Source organism: Mesorhizobium sp. M0768, assembly GCF_040320195.1.
In the GTDB taxonomy this organism is placed as follows: Bacteria; Pseudomonadota; Alphaproteobacteria; order Rhizobiales; family Rhizobiaceae; genus Mesorhizobium.
The window spans coordinates 400,176-426,689 of sequence record NZ_JAMYPD010000004.1 but is presented as its reverse complement, the minus strand read 5'-3'; the positions used below and the strand labels follow the sequence as shown (position 1 = coordinate 426,689).

General features: G+C 64.4%; 25 protein-coding genes, 1 tRNA gene and 1 pseudogene. 22 read left to right on the top strand and 5 right to left on the bottom strand.

The features are described from left to right. Positions 1-113: 113 nt before the first annotated feature. Positions 114-203 (bottom strand) — tRNA-Ser (locus NKI08_RS08800). A gap of 339 nt (positions 204-542) precedes the next feature. Here NKI08_RS08800 and NKI08_RS08795 point away from each other — a divergent pair. The 3 genes from NKI08_RS08795 to NKI08_RS08785 all read left to right on the top strand — a co-directional run bounded on the left by NKI08_RS08795 (position 543) and on the right by NKI08_RS08785 (position 2,326). Then, a complete protein-coding gene (locus NKI08_RS08795) occupies positions 543-1,250 on the top strand; it encodes a 50S ribosomal protein L21 (protein ID WP_352471261.1) in 708 nt (235 codons plus the stop codon). Positions 1,251-1,348: 98 nt separating this feature from the next. Beyond that, positions 1,349-1,618 (top strand): 50S ribosomal protein L27, encoded by a 270-nt coding sequence (gene rpmA, locus NKI08_RS08790; RefSeq protein ID WP_023678077.1) that lies wholly within the window; start codon positions 1,349-1,351, stop codon positions 1,616-1,618. Positions 1,619-1,738: 120 nt separating this feature from the next. After that, positions 1,739-2,326, top strand: coding sequence for a GNAT family N-acetyltransferase (locus NKI08_RS08785; protein WP_352613307.1), 588 nt, complete (start codon positions 1,739-1,741; stop codon positions 2,324-2,326). 10 nt (positions 2,327-2,336) lie between these two features. On the opposite strand, the gene NKI08_RS08780 is transcribed toward NKI08_RS08785, so the two are convergent. Beyond that, the gene (locus NKI08_RS08780; protein WP_352768444.1) at positions 2,337-3,206 is read right to left on the bottom strand and encodes an endonuclease/exonuclease/phosphatase family protein; all 870 of its coding nucleotides are present in this window, start codon (positions 3,204-3,206) and stop codon (positions 2,337-2,339) included. Positions 3,207-3,378: 172 nt separating this feature from the next. On the opposite strand from NKI08_RS08780, the gene obgE reads away from it, so the two are divergent. From obgE to NKI08_RS08755, 5 genes are all read left to right on the top strand, one after another. Then, positions 3,379-4,410: a GTPase ObgE gene (gene obgE / locus NKI08_RS08775; protein WP_352768441.1), complete on the top strand. Its 1,032-nt coding sequence runs from the start codon at positions 3,379-3,381 to the stop codon at positions 4,408-4,410. A gap of 2 nt (positions 4,411-4,412) precedes the next feature. Continuing rightward, positions 4,413-5,567, top strand: a complete 1,155-nt coding sequence (gene proB / locus NKI08_RS08770; RefSeq protein ID WP_352768438.1) for a glutamate 5-kinase — start codon at positions 4,413-4,415, stop codon at positions 5,565-5,567. A 13-nt stretch (positions 5,568-5,580) separates the two neighbouring features. Further along, complete coding sequence (locus NKI08_RS08765; RefSeq protein ID WP_352768436.1) at positions 5,581-6,867, top strand: glutamate-5-semialdehyde dehydrogenase; 1,287 nt, start codon at positions 5,581-5,583, stop codon at positions 6,865-6,867. A gap of 163 nt (positions 6,868-7,030) precedes the next feature. Beyond that, on the top strand, positions 7,031-7,618 hold the full coding sequence (locus NKI08_RS08760; protein WP_031212055.1) for a nicotinate-nucleotide adenylyltransferase: 588 nt from the start codon (positions 7,031-7,033) through the stop codon (positions 7,616-7,618). Positions 7,619-7,875: 257 nt separating this feature from the next. Then, positions 7,876-9,165 (top strand): MFS transporter, encoded by a 1,290-nt coding sequence (locus NKI08_RS08755; protein ID WP_352751255.1) that lies wholly within the window; start codon positions 7,876-7,878, stop codon positions 9,163-9,165. A gap of 26 nt (positions 9,166-9,191) precedes the next feature. Here NKI08_RS08755 and NKI08_RS08750 read toward each other — a convergent pair whose 3' ends face one another. Continuing rightward, positions 9,192-10,049, bottom strand: a complete 858-nt coding sequence (locus NKI08_RS08750; protein WP_352745856.1) for a mechanosensitive ion channel family protein — start codon at positions 10,047-10,049, stop codon at positions 9,192-9,194. Positions 10,050-10,288: 239 nt separating this feature from the next. Between NKI08_RS08750 and rsfS the strand changes: the two genes are divergently transcribed. The 8 genes and pseudogenes from rsfS to NKI08_RS08710 form a co-directional block, all read left to right on the top strand. Next, on the top strand, positions 10,289-10,666 hold the full coding sequence (gene rsfS / locus NKI08_RS08745) for a ribosome silencing factor (RefSeq protein WP_023678068.1): 378 nt from the start codon (positions 10,289-10,291) through the stop codon (positions 10,664-10,666). Positions 10,667-10,727: 61 nt separating this feature from the next. Then, on the top strand, positions 10,728-11,210 hold the full coding sequence (gene rlmH / locus NKI08_RS08740) for a 23S rRNA (pseudouridine(1915)-N(3))-methyltransferase RlmH (protein ID WP_352768432.1): 483 nt from the start codon (positions 10,728-10,730) through the stop codon (positions 11,208-11,210). Between the two features lie 151 nt (positions 11,211-11,361). Beyond that, a complete protein-coding gene (locus NKI08_RS08735) occupies positions 11,362-12,705 on the top strand; it encodes a murein hydrolase activator EnvC family protein (protein ID WP_352450875.1) in 1,344 nt (447 codons plus the stop codon). Beyond that, entirely contained in the window at positions 12,706-14,031 is a 1,326-nt protein-coding gene (locus tag NKI08_RS08730) for a S41 family peptidase (RefSeq protein ID WP_023678065.1), read from the top strand. It abuts the gene before it with no gap. 203 nt (positions 14,032-14,234) lie between these two features. Beyond that, complete coding sequence (locus NKI08_RS08725) at positions 14,235-15,431, top strand: divergent polysaccharide deacetylase family protein (protein WP_352768428.1); 1,197 nt, start codon at positions 14,235-14,237, stop codon at positions 15,429-15,431. Between the two features lies 1 nt (position 15,432). Further along, positions 15,433-15,954 carry an RNA pyrophosphohydrolase gene (locus tag NKI08_RS08720; RefSeq protein WP_352471250.1) on the top strand — a complete coding sequence of 174 codons (522 nt, stop codon included), beginning with the start codon at positions 15,433-15,435 and terminating at the stop codon, positions 15,952-15,954. Between the two features lie 29 nt (positions 15,955-15,983). Further along, a complete protein-coding gene (gene alr / locus NKI08_RS08715; protein WP_352768425.1) occupies positions 15,984-17,135 on the top strand; it encodes an alanine racemase in 1,152 nt (383 codons plus the stop codon). Between the two features lie 117 nt (positions 17,136-17,252). Next, a pseudogene (locus NKI08_RS08710) lies at positions 17,253-18,530 on the top strand (D-amino acid dehydrogenase); the annotation flags it as partial. A gap of 37 nt (positions 18,531-18,567) precedes the next feature. Here the strand turns inward: NKI08_RS08710 and NKI08_RS08705 are convergent. Then, positions 18,568-19,449 (bottom strand): LysR family transcriptional regulator, encoded by an 882-nt coding sequence (locus NKI08_RS08705; RefSeq protein ID WP_352768423.1) that lies wholly within the window; start codon positions 19,447-19,449, stop codon positions 18,568-18,570. 220 nt (positions 19,450-19,669) lie between these two features. On the opposite strand from NKI08_RS08705, the gene NKI08_RS08700 reads away from it, so the two are divergent. The 3 genes from NKI08_RS08700 (at position 19,670) to NKI08_RS08690 (ending at position 22,387) form a co-directional block, all read left to right on the top strand. Beyond that, entirely contained in the window at positions 19,670-21,166 is a 1,497-nt protein-coding gene (locus tag NKI08_RS08700; RefSeq protein ID WP_352768420.1) for a CoA-acylating methylmalonate-semialdehyde dehydrogenase, read from the top strand. A gap of 307 nt (positions 21,167-21,473) precedes the next feature. Next, positions 21,474-21,770: a hypothetical protein gene (locus NKI08_RS08695; RefSeq protein ID WP_352471247.1), complete on the top strand. Its 297-nt coding sequence runs from the start codon at positions 21,474-21,476 to the stop codon at positions 21,768-21,770. Positions 21,771-22,072: 302 nt separating this feature from the next. Continuing rightward, entirely contained in the window at positions 22,073-22,387 is a 315-nt protein-coding gene (locus NKI08_RS08690; RefSeq protein ID WP_352471246.1) for a hypothetical protein, read from the top strand. 13 nt (positions 22,388-22,400) lie between these two features. Here NKI08_RS08690 and NKI08_RS08685 read toward each other — a convergent pair whose 3' ends face one another. Further along, positions 22,401-22,991 carry a GntR family transcriptional regulator gene (locus tag NKI08_RS08685; RefSeq protein ID WP_502893709.1) on the bottom strand — a complete coding sequence of 197 codons (591 nt, stop codon included), beginning with the start codon at positions 22,989-22,991 and terminating at the stop codon, positions 22,401-22,403. Between the two features lie 166 nt (positions 22,992-23,157). Between NKI08_RS08685 and NKI08_RS08680 the strand changes: the two genes are divergently transcribed. From NKI08_RS08680 to NKI08_RS08670, 3 genes are read left to right on the top strand one after another with little or no spacing between them, the layout of a single operon-like run. Further along, positions 23,158-24,051 (top strand): dihydrodipicolinate synthase family protein, encoded by an 894-nt coding sequence (locus NKI08_RS08680; protein WP_352471244.1) that lies wholly within the window; start codon positions 23,158-23,160, stop codon positions 24,049-24,051. Between the two features lie 48 nt (positions 24,052-24,099). Next, a complete protein-coding gene (locus NKI08_RS08675) occupies positions 24,100-25,350 on the top strand; it encodes an NAD(P)/FAD-dependent oxidoreductase (protein ID WP_352768416.1) in 1,251 nt (416 codons plus the stop codon). 28 nt (positions 25,351-25,378) lie between these two features. Continuing rightward, positions 25,379-26,380: a 4-hydroxyproline epimerase gene (locus NKI08_RS08670; protein WP_352683322.1), complete on the top strand. Its 1,002-nt coding sequence runs from the start codon at positions 25,379-25,381 to the stop codon at positions 26,378-26,380. The last annotated feature ends 134 nt before the right edge of the window (positions 26,381-26,514 follow it).

Below are 26,514 nucleotides of genomic sequence, written 5' to 3'. Positions count from 1 at the left end.
GACTTGGAACAGAGGACCTTGCAGACCATCGACAACCCGTTCGGCACGAGGTTGTCACCCATGTCTTAAGTACAATCTGTTACCCATGTCTCCGGGTTGGACATTAGGATCACTGGCGGAGAGGGAGGGATTCGAACCCCCGATGGGCTTGCACCCATGCCGCATTTCGAGTGCGGTGCATTCGACCACTCTGCCACCTCTCCGCGGTCATGGTCCGCCGTTGCCGGCGCGGCGCACTAGATAACGGCTGGACAGGCAGGTTACAAGGGCCAATCTGCCCCCGGCGCCGCAGCTTCTGTCCGTGCTTCCTTCGAGGCTCCGGTAGCCGCTGCTCGATATTTGCAAGGACTGGGCTCAACCCGTTTGCAGCTTGCCCGCGGCGCTTGCCTTGACTCAAGCCGAACCTTCGGTTAGGGACAGCGCGCAATCGGCGTGGAGGGATCTTCCGCGCCGCTTGTTTTTTGAACCCGCAGACTGACAAAAAGACGGCCGAACCGCCTGAAGCGGTTCATCAAGGCCGACCGAACAGCGAAAGGCAAAAAATGTTCGCAGTCATCAAAACGGGCGGCAAGCAGTATCGCGTTGCCGCCAACGATCTCCTGAAGATCGAAAAACTCGAAGCCAATGTCGGCGACATCGTCGAGATCGGTAGTGTGCTCGCGCATGGCGAGGGCGAAAACGTCACGTTCGGCGCACCGTTCGTGGATGGTGCGATGGTCACCGCCGAAGTCGTCGAGCAAGGCAAGAACCGCACCGTCATCGCCTTCAAGAAGCGCCGCCGGCAGAATTCGCGCCGCAAGATCGGCCATCGCCAGCTTTTGACCACCGTCAGGATTGCTGAAATCCTGCTGGGTGGCGCCAAGCCGGCGAAGAAGGCCGCCGCCAAGACCGAAGCGAAGGCTGAAGTTGCAGCCAAGACCGAGGCGAAGGCTGAAGCCGCGCCGAAGGCAGCAGCGAAGGCAGAGGCTGCGCCGAAGAAGGAAGCCAAAGCCGAGACGACCGAGGACAAGGCTGCCGAAGCCGCCGCGCCGTTGTTCAAGGCGCCGAAAGGCGAGCCGGACGACCTGACCGTGATCAAGGGCATCGGCCCGGTCGCCGCCGGCCAGCTCAACGAACAGGGCATCACCACCTTTGCCCAGATCGCCAAGCTGTCCGACAAGGACGTCGCCAAGATCGACGAGCACATGCCGTTCAGCGCCGACCAGATCAAGGACTGGCGCGAGCAGGCCAAGGAATTGGCGAAGAAGTAGAACGAACCGGCGCAATCGTCGCCGGATCGGACTTGAAACGGAACGCGAACGCGTTCATAAGATCGTTTAGGCGCCTCGCGGCGCATCGGAGTAGTTAGATGGCACACAAGAAAGCTGGCGGATCGTCGCGCAATGGTCGCGACTCCCATTCCAAGCGGCTCGGCGTGAAGAAGTTCGGCGGCGAAGCCGTGATTCCGGGCAACATCATCATTCGTCAGCGTGGCACGACGTGGCATCCCGGCACCAATGTCGGCATTGGCACGGACCACACGCTGTTTGCGCTCGAAGCTGGCGCAGTCACCTTCAACAAAAAAGCCAATGGCCGAACCTACGTATCGGTGAACCCGATGACGAAGGCAGCGGAGTAGCCGGTTCCGCACGAGAACACCGGCACCCATCTCGGGAACCGGTGTCTGGCCAAGCCAGGAAATGGATCAGGGGAGATGGGTTTCCATCTCCCCTTTTTCTTGTGCCTGGAGGACGTTGATATGGTTGCCGAAGCGGAAGCGACAGACGACGAAAGTTACGCGATAGATTGCCCGGTCCTGATCACCGAGCGGCTAGTCATGCGGCCCCCGCGTGAGAGCGACATCGAGCAATTGGTGGCGCTCGCCGACAACCGCCATGTCGCGGAAATGCTGGCTCGCATGCCGCATCCCTATGGCGAGGCGGAGGCACGCGCTTTCCTGGCCATGACTGCATCGCGCCGGGCCGGAATCGCCTATGCGTTGACGCTGGCCGGCACCGAGACCTTCGTCGGCTGTGCCGGGCTCAACACCACGGATCGTGGGCTGGAGCTCGGCTACTGGATCGGCGAGCCGTACTGGAAACGCGGCTACGCGACGGAGGCAGCGCACGCACTGGTCGACCTTGCCTTCCAGAGAACCACGATCCAGGTGCTGCACGCCTCGACGCGGGTTATCAATCCGGCCTCGCGCCGGGTCATCCACAAATGCGGCTTCCAGTATGCCGGCCAGGGCATGCTGAACTCGATCGTTGCCGGTCAGGTGCCGGTCGAGCGCTACCGTCTCGATCGCAAGACCTGGACCAGCCTGCGGAACTGGGTGCATTTTTGATGGATGCGGCTCACGTCATCTCGAGCCAGACCGGCAAGTGATCCGAACCGGCCGCTTGCCGGTCGACCCACAGGCGCCTCAGCGATTTGGCAAGCGAGGCGCTGGTGAAGATATAGTCGATGCGCTTGTAGCGGCTGGTATCGCCCGGCCGCTTGGAGTCGACCCAGGTGACGAGATCGGCGCCGGCAGCGCCGAGGCGTGCAGCGGCATCGATGGCGAGGTCGGCGGTCACCGGCATGCCGAATTCGTGGTCAGGCTGGCCGGCGAGTTCGACATGTTCCGGCGATCCGGCCAGCATGTTGAAGTCGCCCATGACGACGAAGGTTTCGGGAGAAGGCAGCTCCGGCAAGCCGATCTCGGCGACGCCGGAGAGCCCGCCGCCCTCGAGCGGGTATTTCAACAGACGCTGGCGCAGAAAGCGGATCTGGCTCAGGCGTTCAAGCGGGCTGCGATGGTCGAGATGGGTGGAATAGAAGCGGATCGGACCAAGCGGCGTTTCGACCAGCGCCTCCAGCGCGCCGCGCTGGAAGTTCATCGCCTCGACACTGCGGCTGCGCGGCAAAAGGAGATTGCGCGACAGATGGATCGGCGTCCTCGACAGCACCATGTTGCCGAGCTGGAAGGTGGTCGTGATGGCGCGGCCGTTCTCCAGGCGCGAGCCGGCGTCGGCTTCGAAATTGCTGCCGTAGACGGCAAAATAGTCGGGCAGCGCCTCGCCGAGGTCGGCCACCATGTCGCGGCCGCCATTCTTCGGGTTGGCGCGGGTGACCTCCTGCAGCGCGATCACGTCGGCGCCGCGCACGGCATCGGCGATACGGCCGACATCGTACCGGGCGTCGAGACCGACGCCGTAGTGGATATTGTAAGTTACCAGCTTCATTCCGACATCTCGCGCTTGGAAAGCCGAAGATCGATTTTCGGCAAGGGGTCAACCAAATGCTACGCGTCCAGAGATACGCGCGACGTTACAGTAGCAAAAACGGCCCTCGCCCTTCGACCCGCCTTGGTTTAGAGCAATCCCGCAAAGCCAATAACAGAAACCATACAATCCGATGAAATTTCTCGATCAAGCCAAGGTCTACATCCGCTCCGGCGACGGCGGCGCCGGTTCGGTGTCGTTCCGGCGCGAAAAGTTCATCGAGTTCGGCGGCCCGGACGGCGGCGACGGCGGTCGCGGCGGCGATGTCTGGGTCGAGGCGGTCGATGGGCTGAACACGCTGATCGACTATCGCTACCAGCAGCATTTCAAGGCCAAGACCGGGACGCACGGCATGGGCCGCAATATGACCGGCGCCAAGGGTGCCGACGTGACGCTGAAAGTGCCGGCCGGAACACAGGTCTTTGCCGAGGACAATGAGACGCTGATCTGCGATCTGACGGTCGTCGGCCAGCGCTTTCTGTTGGCCAAGGGCGGCAATGGCGGTTTCGGCAACCAGCATTTCAAGACCTCGACCAACCAGGCGCCGCGCCGCGCCAATCCCGGACTGCCGGGCGAAGAGCTCAACATCTGGCTCAGGCTGAAGCTGATCGCCGATGCCGGCCTGGTCGGGCTGCCCAACGCCGGCAAGTCGACCTTCCTGACGGCGGTCACCGCGGCCAAGCCGAAGATCGCCGACTATCCCTTCACCACGCTGCATCCGGGCCTTGGCGTGGCCCGCATCGACGGTCGCGAATTCGTCATTGCCGATATTCCGGGCCTGATCGAAGGCGCGCATGAAGGTGTCGGCATCGGCGACCGCTTCCTTGGCCATGTCGAGCGCACGCGCGTCCTTCTGCACCTCGTCTCGGCGCAGGAAGAAAATCCGGGCAAGGCCTACAAGACCGTGCGCGCCGAACTCGGCGCCTATGGAAACGGGTTGACCGACAAGGTCGAGATCGTCGCGCTTTCCCAGGTCGACATACTCGATGCCGCCGCGCGCAAGGCGAAAGCCGCCTCGCTGAAACGCGCCGCCGGCCGCGCGCCGATGCTGCTTTCCGCCGTCACCGGCGAGGGCGTCGAGGCGGTGCTGCGCGCGCTGATGGGGGTGGTGGCGGAGGCACGCGAAGCCGTCGCCGCGCCGGTCGAGACGCGCTGGAACGCATAGCCATGGCCGCGCAATCGCTGAAAAATTATCGGCGCATTGCCGTCAAGATCGGCTCGGCGCTGCTTGTCGACCGCACGACGGGCCTGAAGCGCGACTGGCTGGCCTCGCTTGCCGACGACATCGCCGTGCTGGCCAATGGCGGCGCCGAAATTCTCGTCGTGTCTTCGGGCGCGATTGCACTTGGCCGCACCATTCTCGGCCTCGGCAAGCGGACGCTGAAGCTCGAGGAGAGTCAGGCGGCGGCCGCCGTCGGGCAAATCGCGCTGGCCGGCGCCTGGTCGGATGCGCTCGGCAAGAATGGCTTGAAATCGGGCCAGATCCTGCTGACGCTCGGCGATACCGAAGAGCGCCGCCGCTATCTCAACGCGCGGGCGACGATCTCGACACTGCTCAAAATGAAGGCGGTGCCGGTCATCAACGAGAACGATACGGTGGCCACCTCGGAAATCCGCTATGGCGACAACGACCGCCTGGCGGCGCGTGTCGCCACCATGATGGGCGCCGATCTTTTGGTGCTGCTTTCCGACATTGACGGGCTCTACACGGCGCCGCCGGCGCGCGACCCGCAAGCCCGGTTCATTCCGGTCGTCGACCGCATCACCCCTGACATCGAGGCGATTGCGGGTGCCGCTGCTTCGGAATTGTCGCGCGGCGGCATGCGCACCAAGCTCGACGCCGGCAAGATCGCGACCGCCGCCGGCACCGCCATGATCATCACATCAGGCACGCGGCTGTCGCCGTTGCTGGCAATCGAGCGCGGCGAGCGCGCCACCTTCTTCCGGCCGAGCGCCAATCCGGTCAAGGGCTACAAGACCTGGATCGCCGGGCAGCTCGAACCGGCCGGCCGGCTGACCGTCGATGCCGGCGCCATCGGCGCGCTGCTCTCCGGCAAGTCGCTGCTGCCGGCCGGCGTCAAACTGGTCAGCGGCAATTTTGCGCGTGGCGACACGGTGGCGATCCTGTCGCCCGAGGGACGCGAGATCGCGCGCGGGCTGGTTGCCTATGATGCCGCCGATGCCGTAAGGATCGCTGGCCTGAAGACGACCGAGATCGAAACCGTGCTCGGCTACGAGGCGCGTTCGGCGATGATCCACCGCGATGACCTTGTGGTGAGCCATGCCGGTGGCGAGCAAGTAGTCGGTGACCAGGTTACATAGCGGAGGATGAGCCATGCTGACGCTGCATGAAAAATCCCGGGATGATACCGTGGCGCTGATGGCCGATATCGGCCGCCGCGCGCGTGCCGCGGCCCGCCCGCTGGCCACCGCTGCGGCCGAGCGCAAGCACGCGGCGCTGATCGGCATGGCTCAGACGATCCTTCGGCATGAGCAGGACATCCTCGACGCCAATGCCATCGACATCAGAAATGGCAGGGAGGCTGGCCTATCGGCAGCGTCGATGGATCGGCTGAAGCTCGATCCCGCCCGCATCCGCGCCATGGCAGACGGTATCAGCGAGATCGCCGGGTTTCGCGATCCGGTCGGCGATGTCATTGCCGCATGGGACCGGCCGAACGGGTTGCATATCGAACGGGTGCGCACGCCGCTCGGCGTCGTCGGCGTCATTTACGAGAGCCGGCCGAACGTTACCGCGGATGCCGGCGCGCTGTGCCTCAAGGCGGGCAATCCAGTAATCCTTCGCGGCGGCTCGGATTCGCTCAACTCTTCCGCCGCTATCCATGCCTGCCTGGTCGAGGGGCTGAAGGCAGCCGGGCTGCCGGAGGATGCCATCCAGCTGGTGCCGACTACCGATCGCGCCGCCGTCGGCGAAATGCTGAAAGGGCTTTCAGGCAATCTCGAGGTCATCATTCCGCGCGGCGGCCGCAGCCTGGTCGAGCGTGTGCAGAGCGAGGCGCGGGTGCCGGTCTTCGCGCATCTCGAGGGCATCTGCCATCTCTATATCGACCGATCGGCCGATCTCGACGTGGCGGTCAAGATCGCGGTCAATGCCAAGATGCGGCGCACCGGGGTGTGCGGTGCTGCCGAGACGCTGCTGGTCGACCGTGCCGCCGCCGGCACGCATCTGGTGCCGATCCTCGAGGCCTTGCGGGCGGCAGGCTGCGAGATCCATGCCGATGCCGAGGCGCTGAGGCTTTATGCCGATGCCCAGCCCGCGACCGATGCAGACTGGGTGACCGAGTATCTGGACGCGATCATTGCGGTGAAGCTGGTCGACGGCGTCGCCGGCGCCATCGAGCATATCGAGACGTTTTCCTCGCATCACACCGAGGCGATCATCGCCGAGGACGCCACAGCGGTCGACCGGTTCTTCAACGAGGTCGATTCGGCGATCCTTCTGCACAACGCCTCGACCCAGTTTGCCGATGGCGGCGAGTTCGGCATGGGCGCCGAGATCGGCATCGCCACAGGCAAGATGCATGCACGCGGGCCGGTCGGCGTCGAGCAACTGACCTCGTTCAAATACCGCGTACGCGGGTCGGGACAGGTGAGGCCTTGAGCGCCGGTCTTACCCTCCCCCTTGTGGGGAGGGTGGCGAGCATCGCGAGCCGGGTGGGGGTGCGACGCTGAACTCTGCAACACCCCCACCCCGCTCCGCTTCGCGGATCGACCCTCCCCACAAGGGGGAGGGTAAGGAATCCGTATCCTCCCACTATCTGCACATGCCGCATGCCGGGAAAGGCGTGGCGGTCGGGCTGTTCGGCGGTTCGTTCAACCCGCCGCATGCCGGCCATGCGCTGGTCGCCGAGATCGCACTCAGACGCCTTGCGCTCGATCAGCTGTGGTGGATGGTGACGCCCGGCAATCCGCTCAAGAATGCCGGAGACCTGGCGCCGCTGGCCGAGCGGCTGCAGCTATCCGAAAAGATCGCCAAGAACCCGAAGATCAAGGTCACTGCATTCGAGGCGGCCCACCGCGTCCGCTTCACCGCCGACACGCTGGCGCTGGTCAAGGCGCGTAACCCGGGCGTCGATTTTGTCTGGATCATGGGCGCCGACTCGCTTCGCGACTTCCACCGCTGGCAGCGCTGGCGCCGCATCGTGATGACGTTCCCGATCGCGGTGGTCGACCGGCCAGGCGCGACGCTGTCGTTCCTGTCGTCAGTGGTCGCCAAGACGTTCGACTATGCCCGCGTCGACGAAGGCGACGCACCGCGGCTCGCCCGCATGACGGCGCCGGCCTGGACCTTCATCCACGGCCCGCGTTCGTCGCTGTCGTCGAGCGCGATCCGCAAGGTGGCAAAGGGATAGGAGTCTCCTTCTCCCCCCTGTGGGACAAGGTGGCCGAGCGAAGCTCGGTCGGATGAGGGGTGCTGGAATGATCGCTAGCTTGAAGAACTAAGCACTTAAAATCCCTCGGTCTTTTTACGCTGCATTTCTTCCAGCACCCCTCATCCGTCTCGGCGCTACGCGGCAATCCCACCTTCTCCCACAAGAAGGGGAGAAGGCAAGTCCGGTGATGTCGCTTTTGCCGCTGCCTTGACCTGCTTGATGGGCGATCCTCGGTCATGACGATTCTCGAGCGCGACCAGGACAAGAACGGTCTAGGGCAGCCGGCGCCGTCGATCGCCATTGCCAGCATCCTGTTGTCGATGGCGCTGATCGCCGTCGGCAATGGGCTGATGTTCGCCTACATCCCAGTCCGGCTCGGCGCCGAGGGCTTCGATCCGACATGGGCGGGGCTGATCGTCACCGGCCTTTCGGCTGGCGGCCTCGCCGGCTGCATCCTGACCGGGCCGCTGGTGCGGCGTGTCGGCCATGCCCGCGTATTCATGGTGCTGTCGGCGCTGATCGTGCTGTCCAACGCCGCGGTCGGCGCCGGGCCGCACCCATTGCCATGGATCGCTGCACGGGCGCTCTACGGCTTTGCCATATGCGGCCTGTTCATTGTCGCGCAGAGCTGGCTGAACGATGTCGTCGCCAACGCCATCCGCGGCCGGGTCATGGCTATCTTCTACGTTGCCTATGTCGCCGGGCTCGGCGTCGGTTATTCGACGCTGGCGTTGATCGATATCCGCGCGGCCGATGCGCCGCTGATCGGCATCGCCTTCACCGCGCTGTCGATCCTTCCCGTCGGGCTGACGCGGCTTGCGCAGCCGCCGGCGCCGCAAGCGGCGTCCGTGGCGCTCGGCCGCGCCTGGCGGATCTCCCCGGTCGGCGTTGCCGGCATGCTTGCCGTCGGCGGCCTGTCGATGACGATCTCGGGTTTTGCGCCGATCCATGCCACGACCAAGGGCTACAGCCAGGCCGACGTCGCCTTGCTGCTTTCGGCAATGCCGGCCGGCACGCTGATCCTGCAGATTCCGCTCGGCTGGATTTCCGACCGCACCGACCGGCGCTTTGTGCTGATCGCGGCGTCGGCGCTTGCCGCCGCGGCGGGCCTGTTTGCCCTCGGTTTCGACGGCGGCGCGCTGGCGGCGCTGCTTGTCATCTATGTGGTCTGGGACGGCGCCTCGGAATCGATCTACTCGCTGGCCAGCGCCCATGCCGGCGACCGCGCCGGCAAGGACGACATGGTGGCGCTGTCGAGCTCGCTTTTGTTTGCCTGGTCGCTGTCCGGCTTCGTCGTACCCGGCATTGTGACCGGGCTTTCCGCCGTCTACGGCACGCAGGCCTTCATCTATGTGGCAATCGTCATTGCCGCCGCCTACTGCCTGTTCGTTCTCTGGCGCGTCGTCATGGTGCGGCCGGTGCCCGCCACCGAGACCGGCAGTTTCGCGCCAATGACGGCGCAGGCGCCGTTGCCTGTCGATCTCGCCTTCGCGCCTGAAGATCAGCGCCGGCGCGAAGGACTTTGAACACCCTCCAGCTGGTTTCAAATCCTCTATTGCCGCGTGGCTGAGGCATCCGGCTGAGGCGCTTTCGGTGCCGGCGCCGGGACCGAAAGGCCTTCGGCATCGAATGCCTGCTTGACGCTCTTGGTGAGGTCGATCTGGGCGGCGAAGAAATCGGCAGCCGCCGTCCAGTAGCGCAAGGTGATGGCGACGGTGCTGTCGCCGACAGTCGCGACAAAGGCGATCGGCGCCGGCTGCCGCCTGACGCGCCGGTCGGCGGCGGCGACACCGAGCATGGTCTTCTGCGCAAAATCGATGTCGTTCCAGGAGCCGATGCTGAGCGTGATGTCGCCGCGGCGCACACCGTTGCGGGTGAAGTTGCGGACCGGCTGGTTCCACAGGGTCGAGTTGGGTGCAAGCACGTAGACGCCTTCGACCGTCCTCAGCGTTGTGGCAAACAGCCCGATCTCCTCGACGGTGCCGGATATCGCGCCGACTTCGACATATTCGCCGATGCGGAACGGCCGCAGCGCCAGGAGCATGATGCCGGCGGCAATGTTCTGCAGCGTGCCTTGCAGCGCCAGGCCGATGGCCAGGCCGGCGGCACCGATAGCGGCAATGATCGAAGCCGTCTGCACGCCGAACTGGCCGAGAACCATGATCACGACCAGTCCCAGGATGGCGTAGCGGACGACCTGCGAGAAGAAATGGCGGAGCGTTTCGTCGAAGCCGCTGATATGGCCGAGGCCGGCATAGATCGAACGCTCGGCGAGGCCGGCGACGATGTAGCCGATGACCAGCAGGATGACGGCGCCGACCGCCGAAAGCGAGTAGGAGACGATCAGCGTGCTGAGTTGCGCCAGGCCGGATTGCACGGTGAGGAGGGCGTTCTGGGGATCGATCGGCATGTCGGGATTCCGGTTCGTGGATGAGCCGATAACCGCTGCGGGGCGAGGCGGTTCCGATTTTCTGGCCCGAAAAGCCGGATATTCGGCCGCTGCCGGGTGCCTGCTTGCGAGCGGTGTCTTGAAACTGCAACCTAACTCTGCCTATCTAAGCAGTGTCACCTGATTTCAGAGGTGATTTGGTTGTTCTTGCTGCGAAAGGAAATACACTGAGAACAGCACTGCGGAAGAAGGCCGACATCGTGCCTTCGCCGGCCGGGATCAGCGTAAACGACGCCGTGTCCCGCGCCATCAAGACAGTCCTTGCCAGTCTGGAAGACTCCAAGGCCGAAAACATCGTCTCAATCGACATTCAGGGGAAATCGAGCCTCGGCGACTACATGGTCGTCGCGTCTGGCCGATCGCACCGTCATGTCTCGGCTGTTGCCGATCATCTCCTTAAGGCGCTCAAGGATGCCGGGCTCGGCACTGCGCGCGTCGAGGGGCTGGCTGGCGCCGACTGGGTCCTGATCGATTCGGGCGACATCATCGTCCATGTCTTCCGTCCCGAGGTCCGCGACTTCTACAATCTCGAAAAGATGTGGCAGGCGCCCGATCTCGAGGAGGAGACCCTCCACTGAGCCGTATTCGTCTTGATGCATGTCGTTGTCCGACATGCATCAGCGGCTCTTCGAGGCAGGGATGAAGATTACGGTTCATGCCGTGGGCCGAATGAAAGCCGGCCCCGAGAAGCAGTTGGCCGACCGCTATTTCGAGCGTTTTGCCAGGAGCGGTCCTGCCGTAGGCCTCGAATTCGCCGGGATCGTCGAGATTGCCGAAGGTCGCGCGCAGACGGCCAATGAGCGCCGGCGCGAGGAAGGCCAGAAGCTGCAGACGCACTTGCAACCGGGCACGGCGCTGATGCTGCTGGATTTGCGCGGCAAGAACCTTTCCTCCGAGGATTTCGCCGGCCGCATAGGTTCGCTGCGCGATGGCGGGCGCAAGGCGCTGGTGATCGCCATTGGCGGCGCCGACGGCCATGACCAGTCACTGCGCGACCTGGCTGATCTGACGGTGTCGCTCGGCGCGCTGACCTGGCCGCATCAGCTGGTCCGCGTGATGCTGGGCGAGCAGCTTTACCGGGCGGCCACGATCCTTTCCGGTCACCCCTACCATCGTTCATGAAGTCGGCTCCGTCGGCGAATTGATGCCAGCCGCCCGGATTTTTGCCCCAATGCTCATCGACAGTTTGGCCTCATGGGGTTTGTCGATGACGGCCGGGGCTCGAACATGGTTGATGGTTCGTTAACGAAGCCGCGCATAGAGTTGGGCTTCAATGTCTGAAGACTGGAAATCACGAACGGGCTCCTGGCGCGTGCGCTACGGCATCGCCGTGGCGACGATCGCGCTTTCGCTCGGCGTCGCGCGGGCCGAGAACACGCTCGACCTGGCGCCCGACCCGGACCAGAGCCGCGCCGAATACGAAAAAGTATCGAAAGAGATCACGCTGTCGTCCGAGCGGCTGGCCAAGCTCGCCGCCGACATAGCGGCTGTCAAGAAGGACCACGCCTCGATCACCGCGGCGCTGATCCAGTCGGCGATGACCGAGCAGAAGCTCGGCCAGGACATCGAGGACATTGGCGGCAAGCTGGAAGGGCTGAAGGCGCAGGAGCAGAAGATCCGCGCCTCACTGGCCGCCAGACGCGACGTTCTGGCCGAAGTGCTCGGCGCGCTGCAGCGCATGGGGCTCAATCCGCCGCCGGCGATCCTGGTCAAGCCGGAGGACGCATTGTCGTCGGTGCGCAGCGCCATCCTGCTCGGTGCCGTGGTGCCGGAACTGCGCCAGCAGACCGACATGTTGCTGGCCGACCTCAAGGAGCAGTCGCGGGTGACGGCCTCGATCGAGGCCGAGCGGGCGCGGCTGACGGCAGCTGTCGGCGAGCAGGCGGCGGAAAAAAAGCGGCTCGGCATGCTGCTCGAAGCCAAGCAGAAGCTCGCCGCCGATACGCAAACCGCGCTGGCCGCCGAAAAGCAGCGGTCCGCGACGTTGGCGGCCAAGGCCGGCAGCCTGAAAGAACTGATCGCCTCGCTCGAGGCCGACAGAGCCCGCAAGGCGGCGGATGCGGCCAAGGCAGCCGAGCAAAAGACGGCCGACGCCGACAAGGGCCCGGCATCGGCTGCGGCGCCGACGGAATTGGCCTCGCTGCCGGTGCCGGAGAGCAACAGGCTCACCGCTGCCGCGCCGTTTTCCGCGCTTCAAGGGCAGATCGCGCTACCGGTCACCGGCAGGATCAAGCGGCGCTTCGGGGCCAACGACGGTAACGGCGCGGTGATGCTCGGTGACATGGTTGCGACACAATCGGGAGCCATCGTCACAGCGCCGGCGGATGGAAATGTGCTTTATGCGGGGCCTTTCCGCTCTTACGGTCAACTCTTGATCCTGAATGCGGGTGACGGCTATCATGTCGTCCTGGCGGGGATGAGCAGAATCAGCGTCGCGTCTGGCCAGTCGGTGCTCGCAGGTGAGCCGGTCGGCGCGATGGGAGAGGCCCGGGTGGCGAGCACCTCGGCATCGAAGAATGGAAATGCCACGCCGGAGCTCTATGTCGAGTTCCGCAAGGATGGAAAACCCGTCGATCCGGCCCCATGGTGGGCGGACCGTTTTTCTGGAAGGACGTGAATGATGCGGAAACTGTCGCTTCTGTTTGCCGGTGCGCTGATGGGTGCATCGGCGATGAGCCTGGTCTATGGCGCGCCCGGCTCGACAGCGAAAGCTGCGGGCTCCGAGACCTATAAGCAACTGGCGATCTTCGGCGATATCTTCGAACGGGTGCGGGCGAATTATGTGACGCCGCCCGACGACAAGTCGCTGGTTGAAAATGCCATCAACGGCATGCTGTCGTCGCTCGACCCGCACTCCTCCTACATGAATGCCGAAGAAGCGCAGGACATGCGCGTGCAGACCAAGGGCGAATTCGGCGGCCTCGGCATCGAGGTCACCATGGAGAACGACCTAGTCAAGGTGATCACGCCGATCGACGATACGCCGGCCGCCAAGGCAGGCGTGCTCGCCGGCGACTATATCGCCAAGATCGACGGCGAGGAGGTCCGCGGCCTGACGCTCAACGACGCCGTCGAGAAGATGCGCGGGCTGGTCAATACGCCGATCAAGCTCACCATCTTGCGCCAGGGCGCCGACAAGCCGATCGAACTGACCGTCGTGCGCGATATCATCAAGGTCAAGGCGGTCAAGTTCCGGGTCGAAAACGACATCGGCTACATGAAGATCACCTCCTTTACCGAAAAAACCTATGACGACCTCGAGAATGCCATCGACACCATCAAGAAGCAGGTGCCGAACGACAAGCTCAAGGGCTACGTGCTCGACCTGCGCCTCAATCCGGGCGGTTTGCTCGACCAGGCGGTGAGCGTGTCCGATGCCTTCCTCGACCGCGGCGAGATCGTCTCGACGCGCGGCCGCGACCCGAAGGACGTCACCCGCTTCGACGCGCGGGCCGGCGACGACATCGGCGGCAAGCCGCTGATCGTGCTCGTCAATGGCGGCTCGGCCAGTGCCTCGGAAATCGTCGCCGGCGCGCTGCAGGATCTGCGCCGCGCCACGGTGGTCGGCACGCAATCCTTCGGCAAGGGTTCGGTGCAGACCATCATCCCGCTTGGCGAGAACGGGGCGCTGCGGCTGACGACGGCGCTCTATTACACGCCGTCCGGCAAGTCGATCCAGGGCAAGGGCATCACGCCCGACATCAAGGTCGACCAGCCGCTGCCGGCGGAACTGCAGGGCAGGGACCTGACGCGCGGCGAATCTGACCTCAAGGGCCATATCAAGGGCGCCGACGAAAGCACGACCGGTTCGGGTTCGGCAGCCTATGTGCCGCCGGAACCGAAGGACGATTTGCAGCTCATCTATGCCGAGCAGCTGCTGCGCGGCCAGAAGACGGATCCGGCGTTCCCGCCGAATCCGCAAAAGGCCGTGTTGAACCAGTAAGGGCAGGCAAGCCGGGCCAAACAGGTCTGGCTGCCTGAGCGAAGCGATGCGATGCTGCCGGGGCCGCGAGGCTCCGGCAGTTTGATTCGGGGGCCGCGGCCGGCATGCCGCGCGTCCAGTGATGCAAGGGGACGCGCCGACATTTTGGATTTTGCGCCTCCGGAGAAGGTTTACTTCGGGGATGCACGCCGGAGGGTGCGGGCTTGGCTGATATCGGCAAGGACATAGAACGACCTCTCGGACAGGCGATTCGGCTGCCGCGCTCAGGCAGCCAGATCAGCGCCGGTACGGTCGCGGCCGCGCTTGTCGTGCTGTCCGTGGTCGGCGTCTCCAGCGCGATCGCCTTGCGAGACAAGCCGTTCCGGAAGCTGCAAGAAGTAGCCGTTTCGACGCCGAAGACGCCGGCGGCGGATACCGCCGCCGCGCCCGCCAAGGCGACGCCCGAAATGGCTGCGCCAGGCAACGCAAGCGGGGCCAACATAAGCGGGCCGAAGACGGGCGGTCCGCAGATCATCCATGTCCAGACCGAGGGGGGCGACGGTCCACCCGAGGCGGCCATAGTCATTCGCGACCCTTCGACGATCGGCCAGAACCTCAGGATCGCGCACATTCCCGACAAGGCGCTGGTCGAGGCCAGCGAAACCGGTCCGTTGCCGATCCGCGCCGCCGACGGCAGGCGCCCGTTCGATGTCTATGCGCGGCCGTGGTCCGGGGCTCGCGGTGCACGCGTCGCGCTCGTCATCGGCGGGCTTGCCGTGTCGCAGACCGGCACGCAGGCAGCCATAGCCAAGCTGCCGGCGGAAGTGACGCTGGCCTTCGCGCCGCAAGGCAACAGCATCGGCCGCTGGATGCAGGTGGCGCGGCAGAGCGGCCATGAGGTCATCATGCAGGTACCGCTTGAGCCGTTCGACTATCCGAACGTCAATCCCGGCCGTAACACGCTGACCGTGGCTGCAACGCCGGACGAGAATTTGAAGAATTTACGCTGGGCGCTGTCGCGAACGACCAACTACACCGGCGTCATGAACTATATGGGCGCCCGCTTTTCGGCCGACGCGACGGCGATGGGGCCGTTGATGGCCGAGCTTGGCAAGCGTGGTCTGGCCTATGTCGACGACGGTTCGTCGGCGCGCAGCCTGGCACCCGAACTGGCGCTGAAGGACGGCGTGCCGTTCGTCGGCGGCGATACGGCGATCGATGCGGTGCAGGACCGCGGCGCCATATTGAAGAAACTGGATGGGCTGGAAGCGACGGCACGGGCGAAAGGGTTTGCCGTCGGCATCGGCTCGGCTTTCGACCTGACGGTGGATACCGTGTCTTCCTGGGTGACCGAGGCCAAGAAGCGTGGCATCGAGATCGTGCCGGTTTCGGCGGTGGCCATAGATCCGGAAAAAGGCTGAGATGGCAAAGAACAAGCTCGTTGAGCCCGAGACGCTGCCCTACCGGCCCTGCGTAGGGGTGATGGTCCTCAATGAAGCCGGCCTGGTTTGGGTCGGCCGTCGCATTGCCGAGCCGGACAGCGAATTCGCTGGAACGACGCAGCTCTGGCAGATGCCGCAGGGCGGCATCGATGATGGCGAGGAGCCGCTGCCCGCGGCGGCGCGTGAACTTTACGAAGAGACCGGCATGCGCTCGGTGTCGCTGCTGGCCGAGGCGCCGCACTGGATCAAATACGACCTGCCGGCGCATCTGGTCGGCGTCGCCTTCAAGGGACGATATCGCGGCCAGACGCAGAAATGGTTTGCCTTCCGTTTCCACGGCGACGAAAGCGAGATCGCGATCAATCCGCCGCCGGGTGGCCACAAGGCCGAGTTCGACCGGTGGGCGTGGCGGCCGATGCTGGAATTGCCGGGCCTGATCGTGCCGTTCAAGCGCAAGGTCTACGAAGACGTGGTGGCGGCGTTCCGGCACCTGGTGGCGTAGCCGCCGGCCTTCCGTTAAAACAGGTCGGCATGAGCGACATCTCCAGCAAATCTCTTCCGCCGACCGTCACCCTGGGCGAACCGATCAGCGAAGCCGCGGCAGGGGCGATCCTGACCATCGATCTCGGCGCCGTCCGTGAGAACTACAGGCGGCTGAAGGCGCGGCTGGGCGGCGTCGGCTGTGCTGGAGTGGTCAAGGCCGACGGCTATGGGATTGGCGCGGCGCCGGTGGCGGCGGCGCTGATGGGTGAGGGCTGTAATACTTTCTTTGTTGCGCATTTGGCCGGCGGCATCTTGCTGCGCAAGGCGCTCGGCTCAGTCCCGGCCATTTATGTGCTGAACGGCATTCCGCCGGGTGCGGAAAGGGAAGCGGTTGCGGCAGGGCTTTGCCCAGTACTCAACAGCGCCAGCCAACTCGCGGCATGGCGCGAGATGGCCGGGCGGGTGGGCCGTAAGTTGCCGGCCGCCCTCCAGGTCGACAGCGGCATGTCGCGGCTCGGCATGACGCCATCCGAGGTGAAGGCAGTCGCGCAGGATCCGCAGGCTTTCGACGGTGTCGAACTGACGTTCGTGATGAGCCATCTCGCCTGCGCCGATGAACCCGAGCAGCCGGCCAACGAGCGGCAGCGGCTCGAATTCGAACGGCTGCGCCGGATGCTGCCGGAAGCGCCGGCTTCGTTTGCCAATTCATCAGGCATTTTTCTCGGGCAGCGCTATCACTACGACCTCGTTCGTCCGGGTGCCGCTCTCTATGGCGTCAATCCGACGCCGGCGAAGGACAATCCGATGCTGCCGGTGGTGCGATTGCAGGCCAAGGTCATCCAGACGCGGATATTGGGGGCCGGCGCCGGTGTCGGCTACGGCCACACTTTCCACACCAAGGCTCCGCTTGCCGCGGCGACGATTTCGCTCGGCTACGGCGATGGCTGGCATCGACGCGCCGCTTCCTCCGCCTGGCTCGAAAATGTGCGGCTGCCCTTCGTCGGCCGGGTTTCGATGGATTCGATCATCCTCGACATTTCCGCACTGCCGCCCGGCAGGCTGAAGGCCGGCGACCTCGTCGAACTGATCGGACCGTCGTCGCAGACGGTGGACCAGGTAGCCGGCCAGGCCGGCACCATCGGCTATGAGGTCTTGACCAGCCTCGGCCACCGTTTCCACCGGCGCTATGTGAATGGCTAGGACGCAAGGTTGTTGTCCTCACGCATGTCTTTTCCCTAAGCATCGGCACTTGGCTGACGCCACAGAATCCGGCAGACATGAGGCGGCGATGATCCCGGTCTCGAATCCCGACGAGATGCTGCCGCGGAGAACCAAACGATGAAGATCTTCGTGCTGGGCGGCGGCGTGATCGGGGTCACCACCGCCTATTTTCTTGCCGAGGCCGGTCATCAGGTGACGGTGATCGATCGCCAGAAAGGCCCGGCGCTGGAAACCAGCTTTGCCAATGCCGGCGAGATCTCGCCCGGCTATGCCTCGCCCTGGGCCGGGCCCGGCGTTCCGCTGAAGGCCATCAAATGGCTTTTGATGAAGCACGGTCCACTGGTGGTGCGACCGGCCCTCGATCCGCATATGTGGATATGGCTGGTCAAGATGCTGCGCAATTGCACGGCTGAACGCTACGCGCTGAACAAGGCGCGCATGGTGCCGCTGGCCGAATACAGCCGCGACACGCTGAAGGCGCTGCGCGAGGCGACCGGCATCGCCTATGACGAGCGCGCCAAGGGCACGCTGCAGCTCTTCCGAACGCAAAAGCAGCTCGACGGCGTCGGCGGCGATGTCGAGGTGCTGAAGGCCTATGGCGTCCCCTACGAGGTCCTCGACCCCGACGGCTGCATTGCGGCCGAGCCTGGGCTGGCCGGCGTGCGCGAGAAATTCGTCGGTGGCCTGCGGTTGCCCGGCGACGAAACTGGCGACTGCAAGATGTTCACCGACAGGCTTGCCGAGCTTTGCGCGGCACGCGGCGTCACCTTCGAATACGACACGGAGATACGGCGCGTCGTCAAGAAGCGCGATCGCATCACCAACATCAGCACCAGCAAGGGCTGGATGGTCGCCGATGCCTATGTGATGGCGATGGGCAGCTATTCGGCACGGTTCATGCGCATGCTGAAGCGGCCCATCCCGGTCTACCCGGTCAAGGGCTATTCGATCACCCTGCCGATCAAGGACGCCGCCGCCGCGCCGGTCTCGACCGTGATGGACGAGAGCTACAAAGTAGCGATCACCCGGCTCGGCGACCGTATCCGGGTCGGCGGCACGGCGGAGATTTCCGGCTTCGACCTGCGGCTGCATGAATCGCGGCGGCGCACGCTCGAGCATTCGGTCGGCGACCTGTTTCCGGGCAGCGGCGACATGCGATCGGCGACCTTCTGGTGCGGGCTGCGGCCGATGACACCGGACGGGCCGCCGCTGATCGGCCGCACCGATTTCTCCAATCTCTATCTCAACACTGGCCATGGCACACTCGGCTGGACCATGGCCTGCGGCTCGGCCAAAGTTCTGGCCGACATCATCTCCAGCCGGGTGCCCGACATCGACGTCGGCGATCTCGGGCCCGGACGATACGCCAAGTAAGACGCCCACCAGCTAAGACAGCCAGCGGCCGGCAGGCTCACGCGAACAAACCCCTGTCCCGTTCGACGGCCTTGGTAATGAAGCTCGCGACGACCTGGACGCGGCGCAGCGGCCTGACCGATTCATGATAGACCAGCCAGTAGGCGCGGCGGATGGGTGCGACGATATCGAGAGGCACCAGCTCCGGGATCGAGCGGGCAACGAAGGTGTGCAGGATGCCGATGCCGGCGCCGGAACGCACCGCTTCGGCCTGGCCGAGCGCGGAGGAAATGGCGAAGCTGGTGCGCCAGTCGGGGCTGAATTCGGCCGCGTAGTCGAGCGAGGGACTGACGATTAGGTCCGGCACGTAGCCGATCAGCGTATGCTGGCCTAGCTCGGCGGCGGTTCCGGGCAGGCCATGGGTGTCGGCGTAGGCACGCGACGCGAACAGGCCGAGCGTGTAGTCGACCAGCTTTCCCGCCACCAGGCGGCCTTCCGTCGGCCGTTCGACGGTGATGGCAATGTCGGCCTCGCGCCGGGACAAAGAGAAGGAGCGTGGCACCGGCACCAGCTGGATGGTGAGCTCACGGTGCAGAGCGGTCAGCGCGCCGAGGCGCCTGGCCAGGAAGGCGACGCCAAAGCCGTCCGGCGCGCCGATGCGCACGGTGCCCGAGATGTCGTCGCCTTCGCCTGAAACGGTCGAGCGCGCGGCGATCATGTCGCCCTCCATGCGTTCGGCAATCTCGAGGAAACGCTCGCCCGCCGGCGTCAGCTCGCTGCCGGTGGTAAGCCGGCGAAACAGTTTTGTCCTGAGCGCTGCCTCGAGGGCGGCAATGCGGCGCGAGACGGTCGCGTGATTAAGCTCCAGCCGCCTGGCGGCGCCGAGGATCTGGCCGGCCCGCGCTACGGCAAGGAAGATACGGGCATCATCCCAGTTCATGAGGGTGGTCCGGATAATGACGATTACGGCAGCGCTCGACGGCGAAGAAACTCAATTTCTCAATCCCATGGCGTACACCGCACATCTCTATCATTTGCGCTATTTGATGCACAGACACCCACCGCTATCCATTTTCTGCACAACGGTTGCGTTTTCGCTCGCGTTGCCATCGCTCCCGCAAAGGCGGACAATGCCTCATCACGAACCAGGGAGAGAGACCATGATCGAATACGGTCATTTCATCGGCGGCAAGCGCGTCGCCGGAACCAGCGGCCGCAAGCAGGACGTCATGCAGCCGATGGACGGCACGGTGCGCGGCACGGTGACGCTGGCTTCGCAGGCGGAATTGCGTGCGGCGGTCGAAAACGCCAAGGCCGCACAGCCCGGCTGGGCGGCGACCAATCCGCAGCGGCGCGTACGCGTCCTGATGCGGTTCCTCGAGTTGGTCGCCAAGGAGTATGACGCGCTGGCCGAGGTATTGGCGCGCGAACACGGCAAGACCATCGCCGACGCCAAGGGAGACATCCAGCGCGGCCTCGAAGTGGTCGAGGTCTGCATCGGTGCGCCGCATATGATGAAGGGCGAGTTCACCGATGGCGCCGGCCCCGGCATCGACGTCTATTCGATGCGCCAGCCGCTCGGCGTCGTCGCCGGCATCACGCCGTTCAATTTTCCGGCGATGATCCCGCTGTGGAAGATCGCGCCGGCCATCGCCTGCGGCAATGCCTACATCCTCAAGCCGTCGGAGCGCGATCCGGGCGTGCCGATGCGGATTGCCGAACTGTTCATCGAGGCCGGTCTGCCGGCGGGCATCCTCAATGTCGTCAACGGCGACAAGGAAGTGGTCGACGCCATCCTCGACGATCCCGACATCAAGGCCATCGGTTTCGTCGGCTCGACACCGATCGCCCACTACATCTATTCGCGCGGCTGCGCGGCCGGCAAGCGCGTGCAGTGCTTCGGCGGCGCCAAGAACCACATGATCATCATGCCCGATGCCGACATGGACCAGACCGTCGACGCGCTGATCGGCGCCGGCTACGGCTCGGCCGGCGAGCGCTGCATGGCGATCTCGGTGGCCGTCCCGGTCGGCAACGACACCGCCAACCGGCTGATGGAAAGACTGGTGCCGCGCGTCGAGAGCCTGAAGGTCGGTCCGTCGACGGATTCTTCCGCCGATTTCGGCCCGCTGGTGACGGCGCAGGCGCTGGAGCGGGTCAAGTCCTATGTCGACACCGGCGTCAAGGAAGGCGCCAAGCTGGTCGTCGACGGCCGCGGCTTTTCCATGCAGGGCTACGAGAACGGCTACTATATGGGCGGCTGCCTGTTCGACAACGTGACCGCCGACATGCGTATCTACAAGGAAGAGATCTTCGGGCCGGTGCTGTCGGTGGTGCGCGCACCGACCTACGAGAACGCCATCAAGCTCGCCAACGAGCACGAGATGGGCAATGGCGTCGCCATCTTCACCCGCGACGGCGACGCGGCGCGCGACTTCGCCTCGCGGGTTCAGGTCGGCATGGTCGGGATCAACGTGCCGATCCCGGTGCCGATCGCCTACTACACCTTTGGCGGCTGGAAGGCGTCCTCCTTCGGCGACCTCAACCAGCACGGGCCGGACGCGTTCCGCTTCTACACCAAGACCAAGACGGTAACGTCGCGCTGGCCGTCCGGCGTGAAGGACGGTGCCGAGTTCGTCATCCCGACGATGAACTGACCGAACGGTTTCCTGTCAGCGCGTCCTCGCCTTCGGCTTGGGGCGCGCGGGCCGGCGTGAAGGATGGCGCCGAATTCGTCACCCCGACGATGAACTGATCCAAATCGCAGAAAGCAAGAAAAGGCCCGGGCACCAAGCTCGGGCCTTTTTGTCGCGGTCTTCATCGGCATGAACACTAATGTGATGGAACCAAGAAGGCAGCAATCTTCTTAGGTTGCAGTCCTGCCGCGAAGGAGATGCTGGCAGATCAACCAACGGCGCTGGTGACGGCTCCGGGGGATATCGTCCGGCGCAAAGGAGGTGTCAGATGGCACGTCTCATGGCGACTATAGCTTGCGCTGCGATGGCCCTTTCCGCCGTCCCGGCAATGGCTGCGGAGCAATGTGCGGCACGCGCCGATATGGTCAAGGCGCTCGGCGAGAAGTTTCATGAAAACCCGAGCGCGGTCGGCGTCGTCAATCCGAATGTGGTGCTTGAAGTCTTCGTTTCCGACAAGGGCACATGGACCATCCTCGCCAGCGACACAAAAGGTCAAAGCTGCGTGATTTCAGTCGGCGAAGGCTGGGAGAGCGCGATGACGAAAGCGGCGCTGCCAGGCACCTGAACGATTTATCACGGGTCTGCGCGCCTCGGCATGGCCGCGCGGCCTGTGGCTCATTCTTTCGGCGACAGCCGTAAAACGGATCTGCAGGCGCCCGCTTGGGCGCCTGCTTGCGCTTTTCCATTATCGATACCATATATCGAGAACATAATGGGAACATCTTAAATCGTTCCCACCAATGGCAGACCGGAACACAGAAAGGAACGACGCGATGATGATGACGTCGGAACCGGCCTGGATCGCTCCGGCAAAATGAGGCCGTCAAACCCTCCTTTGCCGGAACGTGATGGCAAAGGAGGTGCCCTATGGCACGCAAATCGCTGTTGAGATGGGTGAAAACCCTGGTTCTTGCTGGCGCATTGGCGGTGGGTACGAACACCGCAGGCGCGCAATATCAACACTGCGTTGAACATGGCGAGCTCGTCGCCCATTTGAGCGAGAAGTTCCAGGAAAGGCAGTTTGCTTTGGGGCTGATCGGTCATGAGGCGGTCATGGAAGTCTTTGTCGCCGAGACCGGAACCTGGACCATCGTCGTCACCGATATCGCCGGCAGAAGCTGCATCGTCGCGGCCGGCGACAATTGGGAAAACGTGATGGCCCTGCCCGGCCAGGGGGCATGACGAAATGGCAGGCTCAACGTGTGGCAGCTGCCTCGGCATGGCCGCGCAAAAGCGCCATCAGGCGCTTGGCGTCCTTGGCCGCGGCATCTTCGTCGCCTGCGAGGATCGAACGGATCAGTGCGACATGATGCTCGGCGGATTCGGCCAAGCCGGTATCGGCCTTGTAGCGGAACCAGAAGCGACGGCTATGGGTTTGCAAGGGTGCCGCCAGGCGCGCGGCGAACGGGTTGTCGGCAGCCAGCGCCAGCGCCTCGTCGAGCGCCTTGTCGGCCTGGATAAAGTAGAACACATTTTCCGAAATCACCGCCTTTTGCATGGCAAGGGCAGCGTCATGGAACAGGTCGGCGGCCTCGCGGGTGACGAAGCGGGCGGCCGAGCGGGCAAGCACCACCTCGACGCCACGGCGGGCGTCGAGGACACGCAGCCAGTCGCCGGGGTGAAGCGGCGCGATGGCGATGCCGGCGCGCGGCCGGACCTCGAGCAGGCCCTCCCAGGCCAGCCGCTGGATTGCTTCGCGAACCGGGGTGCGGCCGAGGCCGAGCCTGTCAATCAGCGCCCCCTCGGTGATGAAGCTCGCCGGCGCCAGTTCGAGAGTTACGATCATGTGCTCGAGCCTGCGGTAGGCCTTCGCAGTTGCCGGCTCGGAGCCCGGGCTGTCATATACCAATGCGGCATCTCCTGATATATTGTTGATATATCATATCAGATTCAACGTTGACAGCCGACTTCTTAAGAAATATACGACTGATATATCAGATGGAGCGATCGACATGTGGGCCGGAGTCTTCCCCGCCGTTACGACCAAATTCACCGAGGACGACGGCCTCGACCATGCCGAGATGGAGCGCTGCTTTGCGCTGCAGATGGAGGCCGGCTGTGACGGCATCATCGTCTGCGGGTCGCTCGGCGAAGGCCCGATGCTGTCGCACGACGAGAAGATCGCGGTGCTGAAGACCGCGCAGAAGATCGCCGGCAAGAAACCGGTGCTGTTGACGGTCAACGAGGCCGGTACACGCGAGGCGGCGGCGATCGCGCGCCGCGCCGCCAAGGAAGGCGCCAACGGTTTGATGGTGGTGCCGAGCCCGATCTACCATACCAATGCCGAGGAGACGGTCGCGGCACTCAGCGCCGTCGCCGCGGCCGGCGACCTGCCGGTGATGATCTACTCCAACCGGCTTGCCTACCGCGTCGACGTCACCGTCGACCAGATGGAGGAGTTGGCGAAGGACCAACGCTTCGTCGCCATAAAAGAGTCCTCCGACGACATCCGCCGCTCGACCGAGATCATCAACCGCCTCGGCGACCGCTACGACCTGTTCACCGGCGTAGACAATCTCGCCTTCGAGGCGCTGTCGGTCGGCGCCATCGGCTGGGTGGCGGGCCTGGTCACCGCGTTCCCGCGCGAGACCGTCGCCATCTACCAGCTGATGCGACAGGGCCGCCGCGAGGAGGCGTTGAAGATCTACCGCTGGTTCCGGCCGCTGCTCGACCTCGACGTTTCGACCTATCTGGTGCAGAACATCAAGCTTGCCGAAGTGCTGGCGATCAACACCAACGACCGCGTGCGCATGCCGCGCCAGCCATTGTCGGGCGAGCGGCGCAAGGCAGTCGAAAAGATCGTCAGGGATGCGCTGGCGGTGCGGCCAGAGCTGCCGACATTCTGATCCAGTCGCTTTGAAGGCATTTGCAGATGTGCAGCGCGGCGCATGGCAATGAATGATAATGCTACGCTCGATGTCGCCATCATTGGTGGCGGCATCATCGGCATCTGCGCCGCCGCCTTTCTGGCAGAGGCGGGGCGAAACGTGACGATCTTCGATCGGACGGGGATCTGTGAGGAAACCAGTTCCGGCAATGCCGCTGCCTTTGCCTTCTCCGATGTGCTGCCGCTCGCCCACAAGGGCATGATCAAGCAGTTGCCGAAATGGCTCGCCGACCCGCTCGGCCCGCTCAGCATCCCACCCGCGTATCTGCCGAAGCTGCTGCCCTGGCTGGTCCGCTTCTGGCGCGCCGGCCGAAGCGACCGCTATGAAGGCGGCCTTGCCGCGCAGGCCGGGATGATGAAGCTCGCCGAGGCGGAATGGATGGGCTTGCTCGACCGTTCCGGCACACGGCCGATGCTGCATGAGGACGGCTCGCTCGAACTCTACGACAGCGAGGCCGAGTTCAAGGCTTCACTGCCCGGCTGGGCGGCAAGGCAGCGCTTCGGCATCGGCTTCAGCCATGTCGAGGGGAGCGCTCTCACAGCCCTGCAGCCCGGTCTGTCGCCGCGCTTCGTCAAGGGAACGTTCGTGCCGGGGTGGAAAACCGTTGCCGATCCCAAGCTGCTTGGAAAGGCCTTGTGGGCCTATGCCGAGAGGTTGGGCGCCGTGTTCGAAAGGGCCCGGATCGAGCGTGTCGAGGCGGGACAGGACGGCGCGATCCTGACCACGGCCGACGGCACGCGGCGACGGGCGAAGCACGTCGTCATCGCTGCCGGGGCCTGGTCGCATCTGCTGGCGAGACATCTCGGCGACGGAATCCCGCTGGAGACCGAGCGTGGCTACAACACGACGTTGCCGAAGACTGCCTTCGACGTAAAGCGGCAATTGATCTTCTCCGGGCATGGCTTCGTCATCACGCCGCTCGAGACGGGCCTGCGCGTCGGCGGCGCGGTCGAACTCGGCGGCCTTGAGAGGCCGCCCAATTATGCGCGCTCGAAAGCGCTGCTCGAAAAGGCGCAGAAATTCCTGCCGGGACTGGATCCGGCCAATGGACGCGAATGGATGGGGTTCCGGCCGTCGCTGCCGGATTCGCTGCCGGTGATCGGGCGGTCGCAACAAACGCCGTCGGTGGTGTATGGTTTCGGCCACGGTCACCTCGGCCTGACCCAGGCCGCGGTGACCGGGCGCTTGATCCGCGAGCTCGTTCTCGGGCAGAATCCATCGCTCGATCTCGGCCCGTTCAGCCCGCAACGGTTTTGAGTTCGAAGACAGTCAGTTGGGAGCCGGCATGGCCAAGAATTCCTTCTTCTGCATAGACGGCCACACCTGCGGCAATCCGGTGCGGCTGGTCGCCGGCGGCGGGCCTTTGCTCAAGGGCTCGACGATGATGGAGCGGCGAGCGCATTTCCTGGCCGAATATGACTGGATCCGCACCGGGCTGATGTTCGAGCCGCGCGGCCATGACGTGATGTCCGGCTCGATCCTCTATCCGCCGACGCGTGAAGATTGCGACATCGCCATCCTGTTCATCGAAACCTCGGGCTGCTTGCCGATGTGCGGCCACGGCACCATCGGCACGGTAACTTTTGCCGTCGAGCATGGGCTGATCAAGCCGAAGACACCGGGCGTGCTCAGGCTGGATACGCCGGCGGGCTTGGTCGTAGCGGAGTACAGCCAAGTCGGCGACTATGTCGAGGAGGTGCGCATCACCAATGTGCCTTCCTTCCTCTATGCCGAGGCTCTGACGGTCGAATGCCCCGGGCTCGGCGAGATCAGCGTCGATGTCGCCTATGGCGGCAATTTCTACGCCATCGTCGAACCGCAAAAAACCTATCGCGACATGGCCGACCATTCGGCCGGCGAACTGATCGCCTGGAGCCCGGTGATGCGGCAGCGGCTCAACGAGAAATATTCCTTCGTCCACCCGGAGAATCCCGGCATCGATAAGCTGTCGCACATATTGTGGACCGGGGCGCCGACCAACCCGCAAGCCGATGCCCGCAACGCCGTCTTCTACGGCGACAAGGCAATCGACCGCTCGCCCTGCGGCACCGGCACCTCGGCGCGGATGGCGCAGCTTCACGCCAAGGGCAAGCTTGGGGTCGGCAACGACTTCGTCCACGAATCGATCATCGGGTCGCTGTTCAAGGGCAGGGTGGAGAAAGAGGTCACCGTCGCTGGCAAGCCGGCAATCATTCCGTCGATCGGCGGGTGGGCGCGGATGACCGGATTGAACACGATCTTCATCGACGACCGCGACCCGTTCGCGCACGGCTTCGTCGTCAAATAGAGAAAACGCTGACGCAAGCGAAAGAAAGAGAGCGCAAACGGATTGCCTTCGACGGCGCAACGATCCCGCTCATCAACTTATTTTGACGGCGATTTCTTCGAAATGGGTCGCATGCTGCGATTGAATCGTCAAAG

Coding starts and splice junctions, on each gene's coding strand:
- NKI08_RS08735 (WP_352450875.1), top strand. CDS start 11,362: ATGTCTGAAGACTGGAAATCACGAACGGGCTCCTGGCGCGTGCGCTAC.
- rpmA (WP_023678077.1), top strand. CDS start 1,349: ATGGCACACAAGAAAGCTGGCGGATCGTCGCGCAATGGTCGCGACTCC.
- obgE (WP_352768441.1), top strand. CDS start 3,379: ATGAAATTTCTCGATCAAGCCAAGGTCTACATCCGCTCCGGCGACGGC.
- NKI08_RS08685 (WP_502893709.1), bottom strand. CDS start 22,991: ATGATCGTAACTCTCGAACTGGCGCCGGCGAGCTTCATCACCGAGGGG.
- NKI08_RS08705 (WP_352768423.1), bottom strand. CDS start 19,449: ATGAACTGGGATGATGCCCGTATCTTCCTTGCCGTAGCGCGGGCCGGC.
- NKI08_RS08690 (WP_352471246.1), top strand. CDS start 22,073: ATGGCACGCAAATCGCTGTTGAGATGGGTGAAAACCCTGGTTCTTGCT.
- NKI08_RS08785 (WP_352613307.1), top strand. CDS start 1,739: ATGGTTGCCGAAGCGGAAGCGACAGACGACGAAAGTTACGCGATAGAT.
- NKI08_RS08670 (WP_352683322.1), top strand. CDS start 25,379: ATGGCCAAGAATTCCTTCTTCTGCATAGACGGCCACACCTGCGGCAAT.
- NKI08_RS08700 (WP_352768420.1), top strand. CDS start 19,670: ATGATCGAATACGGTCATTTCATCGGCGGCAAGCGCGTCGCCGGAACC.
- NKI08_RS08675 (WP_352768416.1), top strand. CDS start 24,100: ATGAATGATAATGCTACGCTCGATGTCGCCATCATTGGTGGCGGCATC.
- NKI08_RS08730 (WP_023678065.1), top strand. CDS start 12,706: ATGATGCGGAAACTGTCGCTTCTGTTTGCCGGTGCGCTGATGGGTGCA.
- proB (WP_352768438.1), top strand. CDS start 4,413: ATGGCCGCGCAATCGCTGAAAAATTATCGGCGCATTGCCGTCAAGATC.
- NKI08_RS08780 (WP_352768444.1), bottom strand. CDS start 3,206: ATGAAGCTGGTAACTTACAATATCCACTACGGCGTCGGTCTCGACGCC.
- NKI08_RS08720 (WP_352471250.1), top strand. CDS start 15,433: ATGGCAAAGAACAAGCTCGTTGAGCCCGAGACGCTGCCCTACCGGCCC.
- NKI08_RS08695 (WP_352471247.1), top strand. CDS start 21,474: ATGGCACGTCTCATGGCGACTATAGCTTGCGCTGCGATGGCCCTTTCC.
- NKI08_RS08765 (WP_352768436.1), top strand. CDS start 5,581: ATGCTGACGCTGCATGAAAAATCCCGGGATGATACCGTGGCGCTGATG.
- NKI08_RS08760 (WP_031212055.1), top strand. CDS start 7,031: ATGCCGCATGCCGGGAAAGGCGTGGCGGTCGGGCTGTTCGGCGGTTCG.
- NKI08_RS08750 (WP_352745856.1), bottom strand. CDS start 10,049: ATGCCGATCGATCCCCAGAACGCCCTCCTCACCGTGCAATCCGGCCTG.
- alr (WP_352768425.1), top strand. CDS start 15,984: ATGAGCGACATCTCCAGCAAATCTCTTCCGCCGACCGTCACCCTGGGC.
- NKI08_RS08755 (WP_352751255.1), top strand. CDS start 7,876: ATGACGATTCTCGAGCGCGACCAGGACAAGAACGGTCTAGGGCAGCCG.
- NKI08_RS08680 (WP_352471244.1), top strand. CDS start 23,158: ATGTGGGCCGGAGTCTTCCCCGCCGTTACGACCAAATTCACCGAGGAC.
- NKI08_RS08795 (WP_352471261.1), top strand. CDS start 543: ATGTTCGCAGTCATCAAAACGGGCGGCAAGCAGTATCGCGTTGCCGCC.
- rlmH (WP_352768432.1), top strand. CDS start 10,728: ATGAAGATTACGGTTCATGCCGTGGGCCGAATGAAAGCCGGCCCCGAG.